This window comes from Aquabacterium sp. G14 (assembly GCF_037482285.1).
Lineage (GTDB): Bacteria > Pseudomonadota > Gammaproteobacteria > Burkholderiales > Burkholderiaceae_C > Aquabacterium.
On sequence record NZ_JBBEYB010000005.1, the window covers coordinates 202,267 to 217,251 of the forward strand.

Annotated in this window: 22 protein-coding genes and 1 pseudogene; 9 read left to right on the forward strand and 14 right to left on the reverse strand. The window is 60.1% G+C overall.

Going from position 1 to position 14,985, the window contains the following annotated elements:
- Positions 1-75: 75 nt before the first annotated feature.
- From WIT60_RS08060 to WIT60_RS08070, 4 genes and pseudogenes are all read right to left on the reverse strand, one after another.
- Positions 76-759 (reverse strand): YMGG-like glycine zipper-containing protein, encoded by a 684-nt coding sequence (locus WIT60_RS08060; protein WP_339583417.1) that lies wholly within the window; start codon positions 757-759, stop codon positions 76-78.
- 14 nt (positions 760-773) lie between these two features.
- Positions 774-1,403, reverse strand: coding sequence for a hypothetical protein (locus WIT60_RS08065; RefSeq protein ID WP_339583418.1), 630 nt, complete (start codon positions 1,401-1,403; stop codon positions 774-776).
- Positions 1,404-1,562: 159 nt separating this feature from the next.
- Positions 1,563-1,727: pseudogene (locus WIT60_RS16875) on the reverse strand (double zinc ribbon domain-containing protein); the annotation flags it as partial.
- A gap of 354 nt (positions 1,728-2,081) precedes the next feature.
- Entirely contained in the window at positions 2,082-3,170 is a 1,089-nt protein-coding gene (locus WIT60_RS08070) for an IS5 family transposase (protein WP_339583419.1), read from the reverse strand.
- A 189-nt stretch (positions 3,171-3,359) separates the two neighbouring features.
- Here WIT60_RS08070 and WIT60_RS08075 point away from each other — a divergent pair, with 189 nt between their 5' ends.
- Positions 3,360-3,710, forward strand: a complete 351-nt coding sequence (locus WIT60_RS08075; RefSeq protein ID WP_339583420.1) for a hypothetical protein — start codon at positions 3,360-3,362, stop codon at positions 3,708-3,710.
- Positions 3,711-3,754: 44 nt separating this feature from the next.
- Positions 3,755-4,075 carry a hypothetical protein gene (locus WIT60_RS08080; protein WP_339583421.1) on the forward strand — a complete coding sequence of 107 codons (321 nt, stop codon included), beginning with the start codon at positions 3,755-3,757 and terminating at the stop codon, positions 4,073-4,075.
- A gap of 355 nt (positions 4,076-4,430) precedes the next feature.
- Here the strand turns inward: WIT60_RS08080 and WIT60_RS08085 are convergent, their stop codons facing one another.
- The 5 genes from WIT60_RS08085 to WIT60_RS08105 all read right to left on the reverse strand — a co-directional run bounded on the left by WIT60_RS08085 (position 4,431) and on the right by WIT60_RS08105 (position 8,140).
- Positions 4,431-5,144 (reverse strand): DUF6710 family protein, encoded by a 714-nt coding sequence (locus tag WIT60_RS08085; RefSeq protein ID WP_339583422.1) that lies wholly within the window; start codon positions 5,142-5,144, stop codon positions 4,431-4,433.
- Between the two features lie 48 nt (positions 5,145-5,192).
- Positions 5,193-5,750 (reverse strand): hypothetical protein, encoded by a 558-nt coding sequence (locus WIT60_RS08090; RefSeq protein ID WP_339583445.1) that lies wholly within the window; start codon positions 5,748-5,750, stop codon positions 5,193-5,195.
- Entirely contained in the window at positions 5,710-6,303 is a 594-nt protein-coding gene (locus WIT60_RS08095) for a hypothetical protein (protein ID WP_339583423.1), read from the reverse strand. The genes WIT60_RS08090 and WIT60_RS08095 overlap by 41 nt, the downstream gene beginning before the upstream one ends.
- On the reverse strand, positions 6,242-6,850 hold the full coding sequence (locus WIT60_RS08100; protein WP_339583424.1) for a PAAR domain-containing protein: 609 nt from the start codon (positions 6,848-6,850) through the stop codon (positions 6,242-6,244). Before WIT60_RS08100 ends, WIT60_RS08095 begins: the two co-directional genes overlap by 62 nt.
- Before the next feature lie 87 nt (positions 6,851-6,937).
- On the reverse strand, positions 6,938-8,140 hold the full coding sequence (locus tag WIT60_RS08105; protein ID WP_339583425.1) for a hypothetical protein: 1,203 nt from the start codon (positions 8,138-8,140) through the stop codon (positions 6,938-6,940).
- Between WIT60_RS08105 and WIT60_RS16880 the strand changes: the two genes are divergently transcribed.
- From WIT60_RS16880 to WIT60_RS08125, 5 genes are all read left to right on the forward strand, one after another.
- Positions 8,087-8,356 (forward strand): helix-turn-helix transcriptional regulator, encoded by a 270-nt coding sequence (locus WIT60_RS16880; RefSeq protein WP_445207672.1) that lies wholly within the window; start codon positions 8,087-8,089, stop codon positions 8,354-8,356. The genes WIT60_RS08105 and WIT60_RS16880 overlap by 54 nt on opposite strands.
- Positions 8,353-8,967 carry a helix-turn-helix domain-containing protein gene (locus WIT60_RS08110; protein WP_339583426.1) on the forward strand — a complete coding sequence of 205 codons (615 nt, stop codon included), beginning with the start codon at positions 8,353-8,355 and terminating at the stop codon, positions 8,965-8,967. Before WIT60_RS16880 ends, WIT60_RS08110 begins: the two co-directional genes overlap by 4 nt.
- Before the next feature lie 200 nt (positions 8,968-9,167).
- On the forward strand, positions 9,168-9,638 hold the full coding sequence (locus WIT60_RS08115; protein WP_339583427.1) for a hypothetical protein: 471 nt from the start codon (positions 9,168-9,170) through the stop codon (positions 9,636-9,638).
- Positions 9,635-9,949, forward strand: coding sequence for a hypothetical protein (locus WIT60_RS08120; RefSeq protein WP_339583428.1), 315 nt, complete (start codon positions 9,635-9,637; stop codon positions 9,947-9,949). Before WIT60_RS08115 ends, WIT60_RS08120 begins: the two co-directional genes overlap by 4 nt.
- Positions 9,950-10,153: 204 nt before the next feature.
- The gene (locus WIT60_RS08125) at positions 10,154-10,552 is read left to right on the forward strand and encodes a plasmid mobilization protein (RefSeq protein WP_339583429.1); all 399 of its coding nucleotides are present in this window, start codon (positions 10,154-10,156) and stop codon (positions 10,550-10,552) included.
- Positions 10,553-10,573: 21 nt separating this feature from the next.
- Here the strand turns inward: WIT60_RS08125 and WIT60_RS08130 are convergent, their stop codons facing one another.
- Both WIT60_RS08130 and WIT60_RS08135 read right to left on the reverse strand, forming a co-directional pair.
- Positions 10,574-11,506, reverse strand: a complete 933-nt coding sequence (locus WIT60_RS08130) for a restriction endonuclease (protein WP_339583430.1) — start codon at positions 11,504-11,506, stop codon at positions 10,574-10,576.
- A gap of 93 nt (positions 11,507-11,599) precedes the next feature.
- The gene (locus WIT60_RS08135) at positions 11,600-11,842 is read right to left on the reverse strand and encodes a helix-turn-helix domain-containing protein (protein WP_339583431.1); all 243 of its coding nucleotides are present in this window, start codon (positions 11,840-11,842) and stop codon (positions 11,600-11,602) included.
- 152 nt (positions 11,843-11,994) lie between these two features.
- Here WIT60_RS08135 and WIT60_RS08140 point away from each other — a divergent pair, with 152 nt between their 5' ends.
- A complete protein-coding gene (locus tag WIT60_RS08140) occupies positions 11,995-12,372 on the forward strand; it encodes a hypothetical protein (protein WP_339583432.1) in 378 nt (125 codons plus the stop codon).
- The gene (locus tag WIT60_RS08145; protein ID WP_339583433.1) at positions 12,369-12,683 is read left to right on the forward strand and encodes a hypothetical protein; all 315 of its coding nucleotides are present in this window, start codon (positions 12,369-12,371) and stop codon (positions 12,681-12,683) included. The genes WIT60_RS08140 and WIT60_RS08145 overlap by 4 nt, the downstream gene beginning before the upstream one ends.
- Before the next feature lie 69 nt (positions 12,684-12,752).
- Here WIT60_RS08145 and WIT60_RS08150 read toward each other — a convergent pair whose 3' ends face one another.
- The 3 genes from WIT60_RS08150 to WIT60_RS08160 all read right to left on the reverse strand — a co-directional run bounded on the left by WIT60_RS08150 (position 12,753) and on the right by WIT60_RS08160 (position 14,928).
- The gene (locus WIT60_RS08150; RefSeq protein ID WP_339583434.1) at positions 12,753-13,277 is read right to left on the reverse strand and encodes a hypothetical protein; all 525 of its coding nucleotides are present in this window, start codon (positions 13,275-13,277) and stop codon (positions 12,753-12,755) included.
- Positions 13,278-13,348: 71 nt separating this feature from the next.
- Complete coding sequence (locus WIT60_RS08155) at positions 13,349-14,020, reverse strand: hypothetical protein (protein ID WP_339583435.1); 672 nt, start codon at positions 14,018-14,020, stop codon at positions 13,349-13,351.
- A 144-nt stretch (positions 14,021-14,164) separates the two neighbouring features.
- Positions 14,165-14,928, reverse strand: a protein-coding gene (locus tag WIT60_RS08160) for an IS5 family transposase (RefSeq protein WP_339583436.1) whose coding sequence is annotated in 2 segments (ribosomal slippage) — positions 14,165-14,613 and positions 14,613-14,928 — 765 coding nt in all. Because the reading frame shifts where the segments join, the coding sequence is not laid out codon by codon here.
- Positions 14,929-14,985: the final 57 nt, after the last annotated feature.

A 14,985-nucleotide genomic window follows, 5' to 3' on the forward strand; every position in this document is an offset into this window, starting at 1 on the left:
GCCCAAGATCACCGCGCCCAGCAGTAGTGATGAGAGAAAGAGTAAAAAACCGCCTCGCGAGGCGGTTGCAAAGGATCAGACTTCCGTGGTTTTGAGGCGCCCGGCCTTGACGGTGATGCGCTCCATGCCCTTGGTCACACTGGCGTCCGTCACCTTGATGACCGTGATGGGATTGCCCTTGGGAGAGGCCACTTTGCCCCCCGCCATGTTCACCTTGTTGGCTTTGGCATCGGCCGGCGTCACAGCCACAACGATCTCTGCCGATCCACGCTCGTCGGCCACCCGCTCGGCCAAGGTTTTGAGCTTACCCATGGCCGCGGTGTACTCGGGTGTGCCCTTGGCCGAGATGGGCAGGTCGAGGCTGACGGAGTCGAAGGTTTTGATCTTTTGCGTGTTCCCCGTGGCCTTGTCCTTGGCCACCACCTCGACCGTCTTCACCTCTCCCCCACGCGCACGCTGCTGAGGCGGCAGGGACGCCGTCGCCTGAATCGCTTCCTGACGGATGCGCTCGGCTTCGGCAATTTCTTGCTGACGCGCACGCTCGAAGCCGACCAGTCCGCCGACCACCGCCCCCAGGGCGCACCCTGCGGCCATGTCCCCTCCAGCCAGCTTGGCCAACAGGGCGCCCCCCGCGCAGCCCAGAGCCCCGCCCACGACGGCGCCAGTGGTCTTGTTGTCCGTGGCACCTGGCCCGGCCGTGTTGGCGCAACCCGACAGACCAAGGGTCAAGGCGATGGCGGTCAATCCAATCTTGTGCATGCGTGCTCCTGCTTTCATTTCAGCAAATCGTCCAAAGTCTTGTTGGCCTGATTCAGTTTGGCTTTGTCCAGTTCACGCTGGCGCGCCTGGGCCTGGGCCTCGCGGCGTGCTTGCTCTTGACGCGCCTCCTCTTCCACCTTCAGGCGACGGGCCTGGGCCTGAGCTGCTTCGTCCACGCTGGGACTGGGCGGCACCACGATCGACTCGCGTTCGATGATCTCCTGCGTGGCAGGCTCAGGCACGGGAGGCATGGCCACCGGAGCCGGCACCTCCGCGACGGGAGAGTCAGGCGGTGGCGTCACTTCAGGCATGGATGCCGCCGATGCCTCGGCCGAGGGCTCGGGCAAGGCCACCCCGTCGGCTGCCGGAGCTGAACTGCGCGAAGTCAGCCACCAGGCGAATGCCCCCAGGACCACGACCGCCGCTGCAGCCGCAGCCACGAGGACCTTGTTGCCCGAACGGGTGGGCTGCGAGGCGGGCTGAGGCGAAGCAGGCACGGGGCGCTCAACCTTGGGAGAGGACGAGGCCGCTGGAGGGGCTGGCTGAGGCGCTGAAGGCGCTGGCGATGCCTCAGGCTCCGGCGTGGTGGTCGTTGCCGTGCTTGCGGCCACCACAGGAGCCACCGCCACGTCGGCGATAGGCACCTCAGGCGACTCCGCAGGCAATTCAACGGGTGCTGCCACATCAGCAGGCGCAGTGACAACCGGCGCGGCTTCATCCACGGCTGGTGCTGGTGCTGGTGCTGGTGCTGGTGCTGGTGCTGGTGCTGGTGCTGGTGCTGTGAAAGCATGACCGCACTTGCCACAGAACTTCGCCCCTGGCTTGCACGCTGCACCACAACTCGGGCAGGGCTGCGCCACGGGCTCCATGGGCATCACCTCGGGCGCAGGCACCGTCACAGGCTCTCCGCACTTTCCACAAAACCGGGCACCTGCGGCCAGCCCATTCCCACACTTACGGCAATGCATCAAATCTCAACTCTCAAACAGCAAGGCACAAACGCCCTTCGATGGACGCGCCAAGATAACCACTGAATTTGTAACGATTATGACAACAGCCTGACACAACGGCATCTGAGGCCGACCAAACTACAACAGTATCCCGATCAAGGCCCCACGCACCTCCCCTTGACGGGGGTGCACATCGTTGTTGCAATGGCGCCGTGTCCCGCTTAGCAGGCTGCGGAAATACCCAACGGGCGCAGCTTCGCTGCTGACGCAAGGGCTCGTTTTTCGATGATGCGGGTCGACTCCGACGCCACCCCCCCCATTTCAAGCCCATTTTGGCCTGATCTGAGGCCATTTCGGGGTGTTTTGCCCTCATCACGCGACCTCCAGACGGACTTGTCCCAAGGTGCGCATGCGCACGAGGTTATAGGCGGCCATGGCCATCATGAAGACTTGGTCGACCTTCTTGATGCCGCGCACCATCACCTGACGGATCGGGCCAATGAACTTGGCCCAGCCAAAGCCCTGCTCGATGAGCTTGCGCTTTTGCATCGAGATGCCGTAACCCTCGGTGCTGGCGATCTCATCAGGCACCGCTGACTTGCGGTTTGACTTGTTCTGCGCCACATGCGGCGTGACCTTCATGTCTTGCAGCGCCTTGATGAACTCGGCCGCGTCGTAGCCCTTGTCGGCGCCCAAGGTGATGTTCCCTTCGGGGTTGGCCTGGCGCACATCGGCCACCATGGCCTTGGCCGCTTCGCGCTCAGCATGGCCATCAGCCTGCGTGACCATGGCGTTGACGATCAGGCCATTGCGGTTCTCCATCAGCGTGTGGCCCATGAAGCGCAACTCGCTGGCCGTCTTGCCTTTGCGAAACAGCCTGCTGTCTGGGTCAGTGCCGGATTCATGCGTCTCGTTGCTGCGCGACTTGCCTCGGAAGTCACCGCCATCGTCGTCGTCCTTGCCGTCTTTGCGCACGAAGCTCTTGTGGCCCGCCCAGGCTTGAATCAAGGTGCCGTCCACGCTGAAGTGCTCCTTGGACAACCACCGCTTCTTGTCTGCCTGCTTGAGCACGGCGTTGAAGAAGGCCACCACAGCATCGTGCTCAATCAGCCGCTCGCGGTTCTTGGTGAACACTGTTGGCACCCACACCGAGTCGTCCATCGACAGGCCGATGAACCAGCGAAACAGCAGGTTGTATTGCGTCTGCTCCATCAACTGGCGCTCCGAGCGAATCGAGTACAGCACCTGCAGCAGCATGGCGCGCAGCAGCTTCTCTGGCGCGATGCTGGGGCGACCGCCTTTGGCGTCTTCCTCGTACATCCCGGCGAACAACTCGCCCATCTCGGCCTGGGCCTTGTTGACCATCGTGCGGATGACCCGCAGCGGGTGGTTGGCTGGCACGAAGTCGTCAAGCTTCTTGAGGGTGAACAGGCCTTCGGTGAAGGTGTCGGCGCCGCGCATGGTGGGTGTCGCTTCAGGTCGTTGAGGTGCTACGCTGATAACGCATCACGCCACTGGGGCGTGGACTTGGCTGTTGGGTATTTCCGCGGCCTGCTAGACAGTGTGAAACACATGGCGCACCACGACGTCACTCGGTCAGCACCACGCCAACACACGGACAGTGATGCGGCACACCGGCATCTGGCCTCCTTGCTCGCCCTAGCAGATGTGCGCCTTGACGGGTCGCGGCCCTGGGACATCCACCTGCTGGCTCACGGCGTTCCCGAACGCGTTCTAGCCCACGGCAACCTGGGACTGGGCGAAAGCTATAGGGACGGCCTGTGGACATGCGAGCGACTGGATCATTTGTTTGACCGCCTGCTGAGATCGGACATCGCCTCGCGCGTGCGCAGCCTGAGCACCGCCTGGCACCACCTGCGCGCGCGCTGGCTGAACCTGCAAACCGAGCACCGCGCCTGGCAAGTGGGGCGCCAGCATTACTTGGACCTCTCTCCAACTGATTGGTATGGCTGGAGGGGGCAGGTCAGCTGGTCTTACTGAAGGACCACCGAGGCGGCAATCCCACGGTGACTCGCCGTTTTCGCGTGAATCCGGAAGGCATTGAGACCGACGGAACCCTCTTGCGCAGGGGCGACATTCATAATCTGTGCATCAGGAACAAGTTCGCTGGGGGTGTCGAGGTCGTTTACGACGTAAATCGAGGTATGGACACCGGCGTCACGTTGGGACTGGCGGGACGGCGAGCGCTCGCCGAAGTCGCGTATCGTGTTGAAGTCGAAGCAGGGGGAAAGGCGTATGTGCTCGCTTCCGGACTGGATGAAGTCACTGCCAGAGGTGTTGCCACGGAGGTCGGCAAGGTGTTGAACTTGGCCGTACCGGTGCGCGCTTTCACGCATCCCGCGTGAGGGTGGCAATCAGCGCCAGCCTGATGCCCTGATGCCCTGATGCGACACGGAAAAACCGCCCCGATACAGCCATTCTCAAAAGGCACTATCCGTACATTGTCCGTACGGGCAAGAAAAAAGCACCTAGCCGCTAGGCTAAGTGCTTGATTTTCTTGGTGGGCGGTGCAGGGTTCGAACCTGCGACCCCTGCCGTGTGAAAGCAAAAAATCGGTCTTTCAGATCAACGACTTAGAGAAAAACTCCAAGAACGACAATCACTTAGCGTACATCAGTGTACTTGTTTGTCCTTCGATATCCAAGTGTCAGTGTCCCAAAATTGTCCCAGCGAACACTAGACGCCAAAGCCTCGCAACGATCAGCCCAACCCGCACATCAGCCGCCCGATCTCCCAGACTGCAGCAAGACGGGCGTCATTGACAGGCGCAACCACCGTGCCGTCTGCAACTCGAATAAAGTTGCGGCCGTCACATCGAATCTCGCGCAGTTGTGGCTCCAAGTTGAAGACTGACGATGGTTTCAGCCTGCCTTCTGCCCTGATCACGCCGGCAGCAATGGAGTGATTCCCGTTGTTGACGAACGCAATCCGCCAAGGAAGCCACAGGGCCACACTGTGGTTCGGGTCTTGCCGCCAACTCCCGCACTTCAAGCCCGCCCCAATCGCACCAAATGCCGACGCCACCGATTGGCGATTCCACATGGTCGGCAGCGCGAGATCTCTCGCCAAGTCGACCTCAAAATCGTCCGAATCTAAGGACTGCAGGCATCCGAAGTCAAAGACGCCCTTGACTTGGGAACCCATGAAGAAAGACCAGTCATCGAAAGATGGCGGCGCGGCATGTGGGGCGCGCTCTGCGGCCGCGATGATGTGTTGTGACTGGAGTGGGCGCAGGATCGCCACCACAAAGGCATGAAGCCCTCTTGGATCGATCATGGCGATGCTCTTTGCCATGTCGACCAGTTGCTCAAAGACTTCTACTTCGCCCTCTTCCTCATCATCGGTGCCTGACATGAAGCCAAAGACGAACTTGCTCAGGCTCACCGGCACGAAACTGGCCAAACGTAGCGCCATCACTTAGCCCCGGTCAACTTGGACTCTCATGCCAGACCTAAGCGCGTATCAACGGCATGTAGGTGACTCGATGGTGTACCCAACAGACAGGTACAGGTGTGTGCGTTCGGATGCACCCGCTCTCTCGATGAGGTGAACGCCCTCTTCGCTCGTACACAACCCGGCTCGGCGGATGCCCTGGCCGCGATCCACCGACACCAGTTCAGCACCCGCATTGCGCGTGTTCATGTTCTTGCCGACTGCGGCGACCCCAATGAATGGCGCCACGTACCAAAGTCGGGGAACCCGAACACGGTAGACGAACACCCGCTCTCCGCTGACCTCGTTCGTCGCCAGCAGCTCGTCGGAAGAGGCTTCTGTGAAGTCACTCGCCATGAGGCGCTTGCAGCATGCACTGTCCCCTGCTGCAGCGGGATACTGAATGTGTACTGAATCACCTCGGGCGAGCGGCTCAGCAGCAATCAAACGGCCATGCCCAGCGCCATCCATCTGGACGATGGCGTATCGGGCCTCCGATGCGAAGGCCATGTCCGTGGCCATGGCACACAGCCACAGCGCGAGCAACTTAACGCCCGTTGTCGGACCAGTGAGGCGGATCTGAAACAAGCTTGTTCACTCCATAGGTTGCGCCGACGGCATTGAGGTCGCTGAGCTTCTTGATCTCGACATCCTCGCCCGACGCATTCTTGATTTTCTTACCGACGATACCCGTGATCGTCATGTCAACGGCCGCGCGTTCTGTGTGACGTGAAATCAACGCGGGTGGGTACACGATCGTGTACCCCTTCGCCATGGCCGAGGCGGCAGCCTTCGACGCATCATCCGTGTCATGAACCCAATCGATGTTCACGCCATCCATAGCGGGCACCTTGTCCGCCGTGATCTCGCCGCGAGCGATTTTCGAAGCGTAGTGCATCAGGTAGGCGCGCTCCCTGGGGCGGTAGGTCGCTGCAATGCTGACCGACCCGCCAGCGGCCTTGATGGCGGAGATGAACTTCTCCGCCTTTTCCTTGAACGTGGATTCAAGGTCATTCAGGCTGGCACTGCCGGGGAAGCGAGAAACCCATTGGGCTCCACTCTTCTCCTTCGCGGGTACCTTAGCAACAGCAGGCGTCGTATCGGCCTTGGGCGTCAGCTCCGCAGTCACCGTCGTCGCCATAGTGATGGACCTCCAATGTCGCTTTTTGTTTGGTGTTGGAGCTGATCTTTTCTGTCAGCCCTTTTTCGTCTGTGATGCCTGTGATGGAGCGGCCATCCTCCAGGGTGATCTTGTATGACACCCTGGGTAACGGCTGACCAGTGAGCTCGTCACGAACAACGAAGTGAATGTCGTAGTCATGGTTCTCTGGTAGCAGCGAGCTGATGAGGCCCGCCGCCTTGGCGCCAACCGGAGCAGATGAACTGGAAGCCGCACTGGTGCTGGCACTGGATCCGCCACCACCATCTCCCACGCGAGACACCACCTGGCTGGAAATCAATGTCGCGCCACACGCGCACTTGTCCCCGTGCCTGGCCACGGGAGCACCGTCAACGATCATCGTTGGATCACCCGTGACGATCACCGTGGTACCGTGCCCCTTCTTCGGACAGGTAACCTGGTCGCCCACGCGAGCCAAGCGTTTGCCATGCGTGTCGGTGGTCATGGTCGAACCGATGACCACGCCGCCGTGATCGGTCCTGTCGCCGATGACGATGAACGGCCTCATCTCTTCCCCTGATTTGTTTGGCCGAAACTCTAGCAGCGGAAGCAAGGTGGCCAGAGCCCCCCATCGGGCGATAACAGTAACGTAGCGTTACCCGTTACCGATGGACTCAATGCTGCCGTCACCAACTGCAGCCTGGATCAACTCATCGGTGATGCCCAGCCCCTCCAATCCGGCGTAATAGCTGAGACGGAAGTCGCGTAACAGTTCTGTCCACTCGCGTTGACTCACCACGGTAGCGAGGATCTCGGGCACTGGACGGTGCATCGCCCGATGTGTCATGTGCCCTGGCCCCCAAAGCGCGTATTTCAGCGGCAGTGTGACCTCCCACCAACCGCCCAGGTGCTCACTTGGGACACGGCCGAACGCAGAATTCACATCTGCGCAGGCCATCGCAACCAGACTCGCAAGATCAAAGGCCCAGGGGTGCTCCCACCATGCGCCGTAGACCGGTTGACCGGCTGCCATTCCCACCAGAAACCCGATCAAACTGAACCGATCTGTCTGCGCATGCAACCGCCTAACGGACAGGGGGGCCTCGAAGGCATGGGGATTGAGGCTGCCACAAGCGACATGCATCGCATCCTTCGGCGTCGCAAACCGCAACGAAGGCTCAGGCATGCAATGCCCCGCGCCGAGCTGCGTGGCCAAGTTCAGTGACACGCTGGCCGAAGCAGACATCGGCGCCGTTGAGGTCAGCTTGTTCCACACCTGGCCGCAAGCCCTCACCACACGGTCAATGTCGCGTTGCTGGCGCCCCCAGTCATCATCGAGCGGCAACAAGCCGTCTGCCCAAACGTGCAGGGCTGCGAAATGGCGTTGAACTGGCGAACCCATTTCGCCGTCTTCCATCCAGCACTGCTGGCTCCTGGGAAGCAACCGCAGCTTGCTCGATTGCATCGGCTGGCCACGCCACCAAGCCAACCAGGTTCGCTCGTCAGCAGTTGGTATGCCGTCAAGCCCGGCAACAAGGTTGGACTGAGGCATGAAGGGGTCGGCGCCATCGCCCAATATGCCGCCCTTTAAATCGTTGCACAGAGCGCGCATTCGAATCTTGGTGACCGCTGCAACGCAAGGGTTCAGCTCTTGGTATTCGCGGTAGCGGCTCTTCCCTGCCATGCCTGTCAAACAAAAGTTGCTCGTTTCAGATGCCATTGTCTGCTGGCCAGATTCGGTGTCAAACGGAACCATGTCGATCCATGTACTGAGCCATCCCGAAGAATACAAAGGGATACATGGATGAACAAAGACTTCTACACCGTCCAAGAAATAGCGGACTTGCTGCGAGTTCAAGTCAGTGCCGTGCGAAATCGTCTCTCCCGTGGAGACCCGACATTACCCCCTTCAATACGAGTGGGCGGCCGGCGCTTGTTCCCCGTGGCTGCCTACCAAGAGTGGATCAATGCCCTGGTGGGATCAGCACAAGCCCCCGACAACGCAGGCCGAGTCCTGGCCACAGCAGAACCCCGACGCGGCCGACCACGTCAAGCATCGCGGGGTCTGGCATGAGCAACTTCAAGGCGCTGGATCAATTGCTGACCGGACTGGAGCCCCGGACATCCCTGCAATTTCACGCGGCCAAAGAGAGCACGCCGCCCGCGTTGCCACTTAGCGTCCGAACCACTTGGTTTCGAATCCTGGATGAACGCATCCAGCGAGGGGAGATCAAATCCATCAGTCCCGTGGGCTTCGCTGTGTACGCTGTCATCAAGAGTTTCAGCCAGATCGACACAGGCATCGCTTGCGTCAGTCACGAGACCATCGGCAAACTGACTGGCCTCAGCCGTTCCACCGTGATCCGCGCCGTTCAGGCGCTGATGAAGCATCAGTGGATCCGCGATGCAGACGCAGACACGCCAGCCAGTCGCCATGGCAGGACAAAACGATATGTTGTCATCGAGCGCCTTCTCGCTCGTGCAGCTGACACTGGCGAAGTGGTCGGTGAAGTGGTGTGGACCAACGTTCCCAGACTTCAGAGAACGACGGAGAGCGCACTCAAGGAATTCTGCCAAACGGGTGAGCTGCCCGTTCGGATCGCCTACCACCGCCACCTCAGAGTCACAGAATTTGAGGAGACCTACATGGTTACCCACAGCCCCGGACCAACTCCCAATCGGTGACCTGTGTCATGTCGCGCCAGAACATGTGTCACCCACGGCACAGGTCGGAACAAACATGTGTCATGGGTGACGCACTTATAAAGATCAAGATCATTCAGAAAGAGTGGACAAGCCTGCAAGCGTGCCTGCACGGTTTTGCAGCAACGGCTTTGACGACGACCCGGAGGAGGTCAAGAATGCCATCAGGAGGAAGACGCACCATGCCCCCAACACCCCTCGAATCAATCTCCCAAACGGCACGCCTATTCAGCCGCTCGGGGGTGCGCCTGGAAGTGGCGCAGGACGTGATCGGCGCCATCATTTCTCACCACGCCGAGCTGATCGGTCAAGAGCGCGAACAGGACGCACCGCGCCAAGATCGCATCGATGAGGCGCAGGGACTGATCCGTGAATTGAAGGATATCCGCGAGGCATTGGACGCCCACCAGCCAGCGTCAATCGAGGCAACGATCAATTGGCTTGCACCACTGGCACGGCATCTCTTCGCAGACGGTAATGGCAACTTGGCGGCCCATAGGCGCGCCAGTCAGTTTGAGCATGCCAATGCATCGCTCCGGCTTGAGGGACACGTCATGTCAATTGACGACCTCGTCGTTCAAGCCAGGGTTGCTGATGGGCTCTGGACCACCGAACAAGCAGTGAGCTGGTATCGCGAAAGGGCCAAGCAATGAACTACCAAGCCGGCCTCATGCCACCGGTCTGGCAAGCCAGCCAGCTTTTGCACTCCAAGCAGCCTGACGTCGCGGAGACGGTGTGCGACTTCGTGGCAGCCATCCTCCATCCGGACATGGTCACCAGTCTGTGGTCGATTCCACATTGCTCACAAGAGGTGCGCAATGTGCTGGCCGAGCTGGGGCGCCATTTCATGATGGGCTCGCTCAGCGACAAAGAGCGCGATTACCTGGTTTCTTCGCTGAACGCCTACCTGCGCTCACGCGGCAACACCGACTGGTTTGCCACGCACGGCGACGGCGTCCACTGATCGCACAAACGCCAGCAAGCAGCGAACACCTCCAGGCGAACGGGGATGCCCCATTCCCCCTGGATTCTGGTCACACACCACGCAACTGCCGTTGCAGCGCCAAACCCGCGCTGTGGCGCCGGTTTTGGCGTGGCGACACCGAAGCATTGAGGCGCATACACTAGACCGCCTCAATCGACGTAAGTCATTGACGGAGAAAGAGAAATGCCGCGTCCACGTGGTTTTGGCAAGGGTGAGACCGCTCGCGCCAATGTCCGGCTAGACCCGGACACCTTGGCGTTCTATAAGACACGCGCAAACGAGCACGGCGTCAGTCTTTCTGAGTACCTGCGGCAGCTCCTGACGCAAGGAGTCACAACAGAAACCGTGAGCAGCATCGAGGCCCGGCTGAATCAGGCAGGCGACGAAATTGCCGCCAAGGTAAGCCGCACCCAGGCCGCGCACAGCATGCCGATATTGCTTCAGCGCGCCTTGCTGGAAACGCACGCCATGCTCACGAAAATCGTCGAAGCCCAAGACATCCAGGCCCTGTACGACGCGCAAGAAATTGCCAAGGCCAAGCTGGCGAGACTACACCGCGCCCCACCCCAAAACCCTGCTTGACCGCCCTGCCCTGCGAGTCAGTCAAACCGCGCCAGAGCGCATGGGCATCGTCGTCTTGCACTTGGGGTAAGTGGGGCAACCCCAGAAGTTCGCGCCACCATTGCGTGGCGTGCGCTCCACCAGTTTGGTCCCGCAGTTCACACAGGTAGGCCGCCAGTACTCGCCCTCCAGGCCGACGGCCAGCAAAGCGGCCTGTTGCTCCGGCGTGCGCAGAGAAATCAGCTTCATCAGGCCCGACACGTCCAGCAGGTTGATGCCGTTTTCGCGTGCGAAAGCCACCGCCTCTGGCGTGAAGGTCGAAGTGGTGGCGAACTGCCCGCGTGACACGCCCTGCGCCGCCATCACGCCCCGCAGCTCGCGAACCTTGTCCACGCCCACCTTCTTGCCCTGCCAGTGTTTGCACTGCACCAGGCTCGCTGGCTTGCCCGGCTCGTGGCGGGAATAAAGCCAAACATCCACGCCGCCGTCTGCCCCGTGCGATTGGGATTTGGTCTCGAAGCCGGCTTGTTGGAACAGCAGCTCGACCACGGCTTCGAAGCGCCGCCACTCGATCAGGTCGAACACCTCGGCCGACCAAGATTCTGGCGTGCGCGCTGGCTTGGCAGACGCCTGCGTCGGCGTGGATTTCAGGCGCTCCAACTCTGTGGCCGTTCTGTCCACTGGGCCATCTACAGGGTCAGTGCGCGCCGACTTGGCATGCTGGGGCTCAAGGGGTGTGCCTGACGGTTCCGTCACCGGCGCTGCAGACTTCTTGTGCATCAGCCAGAACAACACGCCCCCCGCCACCAGCATCAAACCGCCCAGCGGCCTGAGCTGCGCCAGGGTTGGCGCAATCACGGCGCTGCTGATGAATGAGGGTATGACCAGCAACGCGGCCCCCAAGCCCATCAACTGAATTGCCGCGCCTTCTTTGCGTTTGGCCACGCGGGCCGACTTCCTGTTTTTCTTGGCCATCCGCCACTCCCTCGATTCATCGCGAATCATAGGCGCATGCGCCAGGAGCAATCCGCCAAGGCATTCAGCCAAACGACGGATTGGCCTCGCCGCTCAGGGCATCAACAGGCTGTAGGTCTGCACGCCCAGTGCCAAGGCCAAGCGCTCCAGGTTGTCGAGCGAAATGTTGCGGGCCTGCCGCTCCACGTGGGCCACGAAGGTGCGATGTAAGCCGCACTCGAAGGCCAAAGCCTCTTGTGACCAGCCCTTCTCTGCCCGCAACCGAATGAGGTTGGCGGCCAACACCGCCCGCGCGTTTGGCGCAGCGTTTGGAGGTGCTGGCGAGCGGGAAGACATGCCGCGCAGTCTTCCGAATTGATGCTTTTACGTCAGCCGCTTTTAAGTCACAATTTAGATAAAACGACAGCCCAACAAAATCATGAGGACGCTTCAAAACCTGATTTCGCTCCGCCACGCGGCGGTCGCCGCTGCCCTGCTGGTCGCAAGTCATGCGCAAGCCGGCCGCTTCTCCACGGCGGAGTTCGGCCCCGCTCGCGCGGACGACATCGTCGACTTGGACCGAGGCCTTCACCCAGTACTTCCCTCACGACCGCTGGTCCATCTTCCTTTACTCGTCGGTCACGTACACGACCAAAGGCCAGCCGCACTGCTACGCCATCGCGGGTGTCACCCCCAAGGGCCAAGGCCGCTTCCCGGTCAAAAGCTACAGCAGCCACACGCAGCGGAGCGAATCGCAAAGCCTGACGCCAGGCGAGCAAAGGGAGTTCGCCGCTGTTTGCGCCCGCCGAGCGGTGCAAAACCTGATGAGCGACGAGCTGGACGAGATGTATGTCGACCCCAAGACCATGCGCGCGGGAAAACCATGAAGATCATCCGACGGTTTTTCGGACAACGGCGCTGGCTGGCCTGGCTTCCGCTGCCCGCGGCTGCCCTGCTATCTGGCGGCAGCCTAGAGGGCTTCTTCGACATGCTGCTGGGCGGGTGCATCTGGTGGGTGCCGTACTGGCTGGCCTATTGGCTCAGCGACGGGTTCACCACGTTCACCGAGTACTCAGGCACGCCGGGAACGGTTGTCACGCCAGGCGTTGACCCGGTATCCGGGGGAGCTTGCATCGTTGTGACAGACAGCCGTACGGGCATGCCGTACGCTTACTGCGGCGGCAAGCTGAACCGCTGATTGCGTGCCACACCAGAACTCTGCGCAGGTCGCAGGGCATCTACGGCGTGTCAGTTCCTGTCGCCCCAACTACGTGTCTGGTGTATGCATTCGCTCGCCGATATAAAAGAGCCCATAAAAGGTAACCGACAGCATCTGAAACAACGCGGCCAGCAAAATCAGGCAAGCGCCCCAACGCAACGTACCCACCACGTAAGGCACGTCCATCCGAGCCAGGCATTCCAGTAGTGGCTTAGCAAGGCTAGTCGTCGCCACCAGGGCCAATGTCAACAAAAAGCTGATGGCTGTAAGGTAGCTGAACATCAAACAAAGAAAGCGCCTACGGGTCAACTCCGTCGACACCGGTGATCCGTTGTAGATGATCCTAGCAACTGGCGGCTTACCAGGCATAAGGACATCAAGTCCAGGCTGATTGAATGTCGCCAAGGCGGCAAGTGCCGCCACGTAGAAGCCAGGAAGGCTCTGCACAAAGCCAAGCAGCTTAAGCATCAGCCCATCTGCAGCGTACAAGTTGACGGAGGGCGCAAGCTTATACAAGAACGCTATGCTTCCCGCAGCCAAGATCAAGGGGATCCACCAGTTCAACCAACGCATAGTGCCACTCGGGTGTTGAATCCCAAGGTAGGCAAATGGACGGAACAGGTATCTCAGCATGGCTACTAAGTCTAAAGAAGGCCCTTCAGCTTGAGAACGATCTCACTACTGACCTTCGTGTAGCGTGGCATCAAATCTGTATCAAACGTGATGACGTCCCTCCTCGTCATCGCCCTCTCCAAATCTCCATAAGCGATGGTCTTGGACGTAGGCTTCCCCGATTCTGGATCCTTGAACTTCAAAACTAACTGATCGGCATTCACCCTTGTGGCTTTCATCGCGTTGCGAAACGCTGCCCATGCCAAGGGCGTACCCTCTTGAGCGACGCCAATCGTCACGCTATGAGCCTTCTGCACGAAGTGCTGGTCTATCCCCTGAAACTCATGGGCGACAAGCTGAACCTCGTTTAGCAGTCCGCGTGACAAGACCTCTGTCAGCATCATGCTTTGATGAGGTAATAGCTCGAACGAGCACCGCAACTTCGCTTTGCGGCCATTCTCCCCGTTTGGATGGGGGCGCTCGAAAAAAAGAGCGTTGCGGGGATCATCAGCAGCACGCCTCAACAGCGTGTTCAACAGGTTTGTGACCTGATCACGCGACATACCCGCCCCACCCGTCACCAGCACCAATGGCATCAAGCGTTGCCCCGACGGAGGTGAGATCAAGATGTGGCAGGAGTACTCGATGCCGTCATTGACTCGTTTTCCAGCCATTCGACGGCTGCCGTCTTCATAGCTAACCAAGGCAACATCAGTTCGATCGCTATCAGCCCGATTAACAAGCAGAGCATGCTGCCCATCTCGTTGCTTCCAGTCCTCAACGACCTTGCGTACCGTACTCGTCTTGATCGGAGACCTCTCAGCGCCCCTGCAGAGGTCTAGGGCCTGTTAACACATCCGAAGTCCATCAGCGACGAGCACGAAGCTGATGAAGCCCAGGAACATGAGGTCGAGTTTCTCGAACCGCGAGAAGATACGGCGATAGCCTTTGAGTCGACGGAACAACCGCTCCACCTCATTGCGGCGCTTGTACATCTCGCGGTCGTAGTCCCACGGTTCGTTCCGCGTCTTCATTGGTGGCACCACCGGAATGAAACCCAGATCCAGTGCCAGCTGCCGTGTCTCGTTGCCTTCGTAGGCGCGGTCCATCAACAAATGCACCGGCCTGCTGGCGGGCCCAAGACTGCTGAGCAGGCGCCGGCCTTCGGGTGCGTCGTGTGCCTGCCCAGGCGAGAGGCAAAACGTTACGGCCGTTCGAGCATCCGCGGCAACCATATGAATCTTGGTGTTCCATCCGCCTCGGGACTTTCCGATGGCTTGTGGGCCGTTTTTTTTAGTGCCCCCGTGCCGTCGGGATGGACCTTGATGCTTGTGGAGTCCAGCGAGACGGCTTCGATCCTGATACGCACGACTTGCGCACGCTGCAACTCCTCGAACATGCGATCCAGGACGCCAGCTTTGGTCCAGCGATTCATGCGCGTGTAAATCGTGTGCCAGTTGCCGAAGCGTTTGGGCAGTCCGCGCCACTTGCAACCATGTTCGGCCACATAAAGGATCGCATTGACCACCTGCAGATTGCTCAGGCTGACGTTGCCACGCTGCCTGGGCAGGCAGTGTTCGATGGTAGCGAATTGTTCGGGCGTGATCTCCATGTCGGAGATTTTCTGGCGCAATCGTCGCCGTCGCCATTAGTGTTAACACGCCCTAGC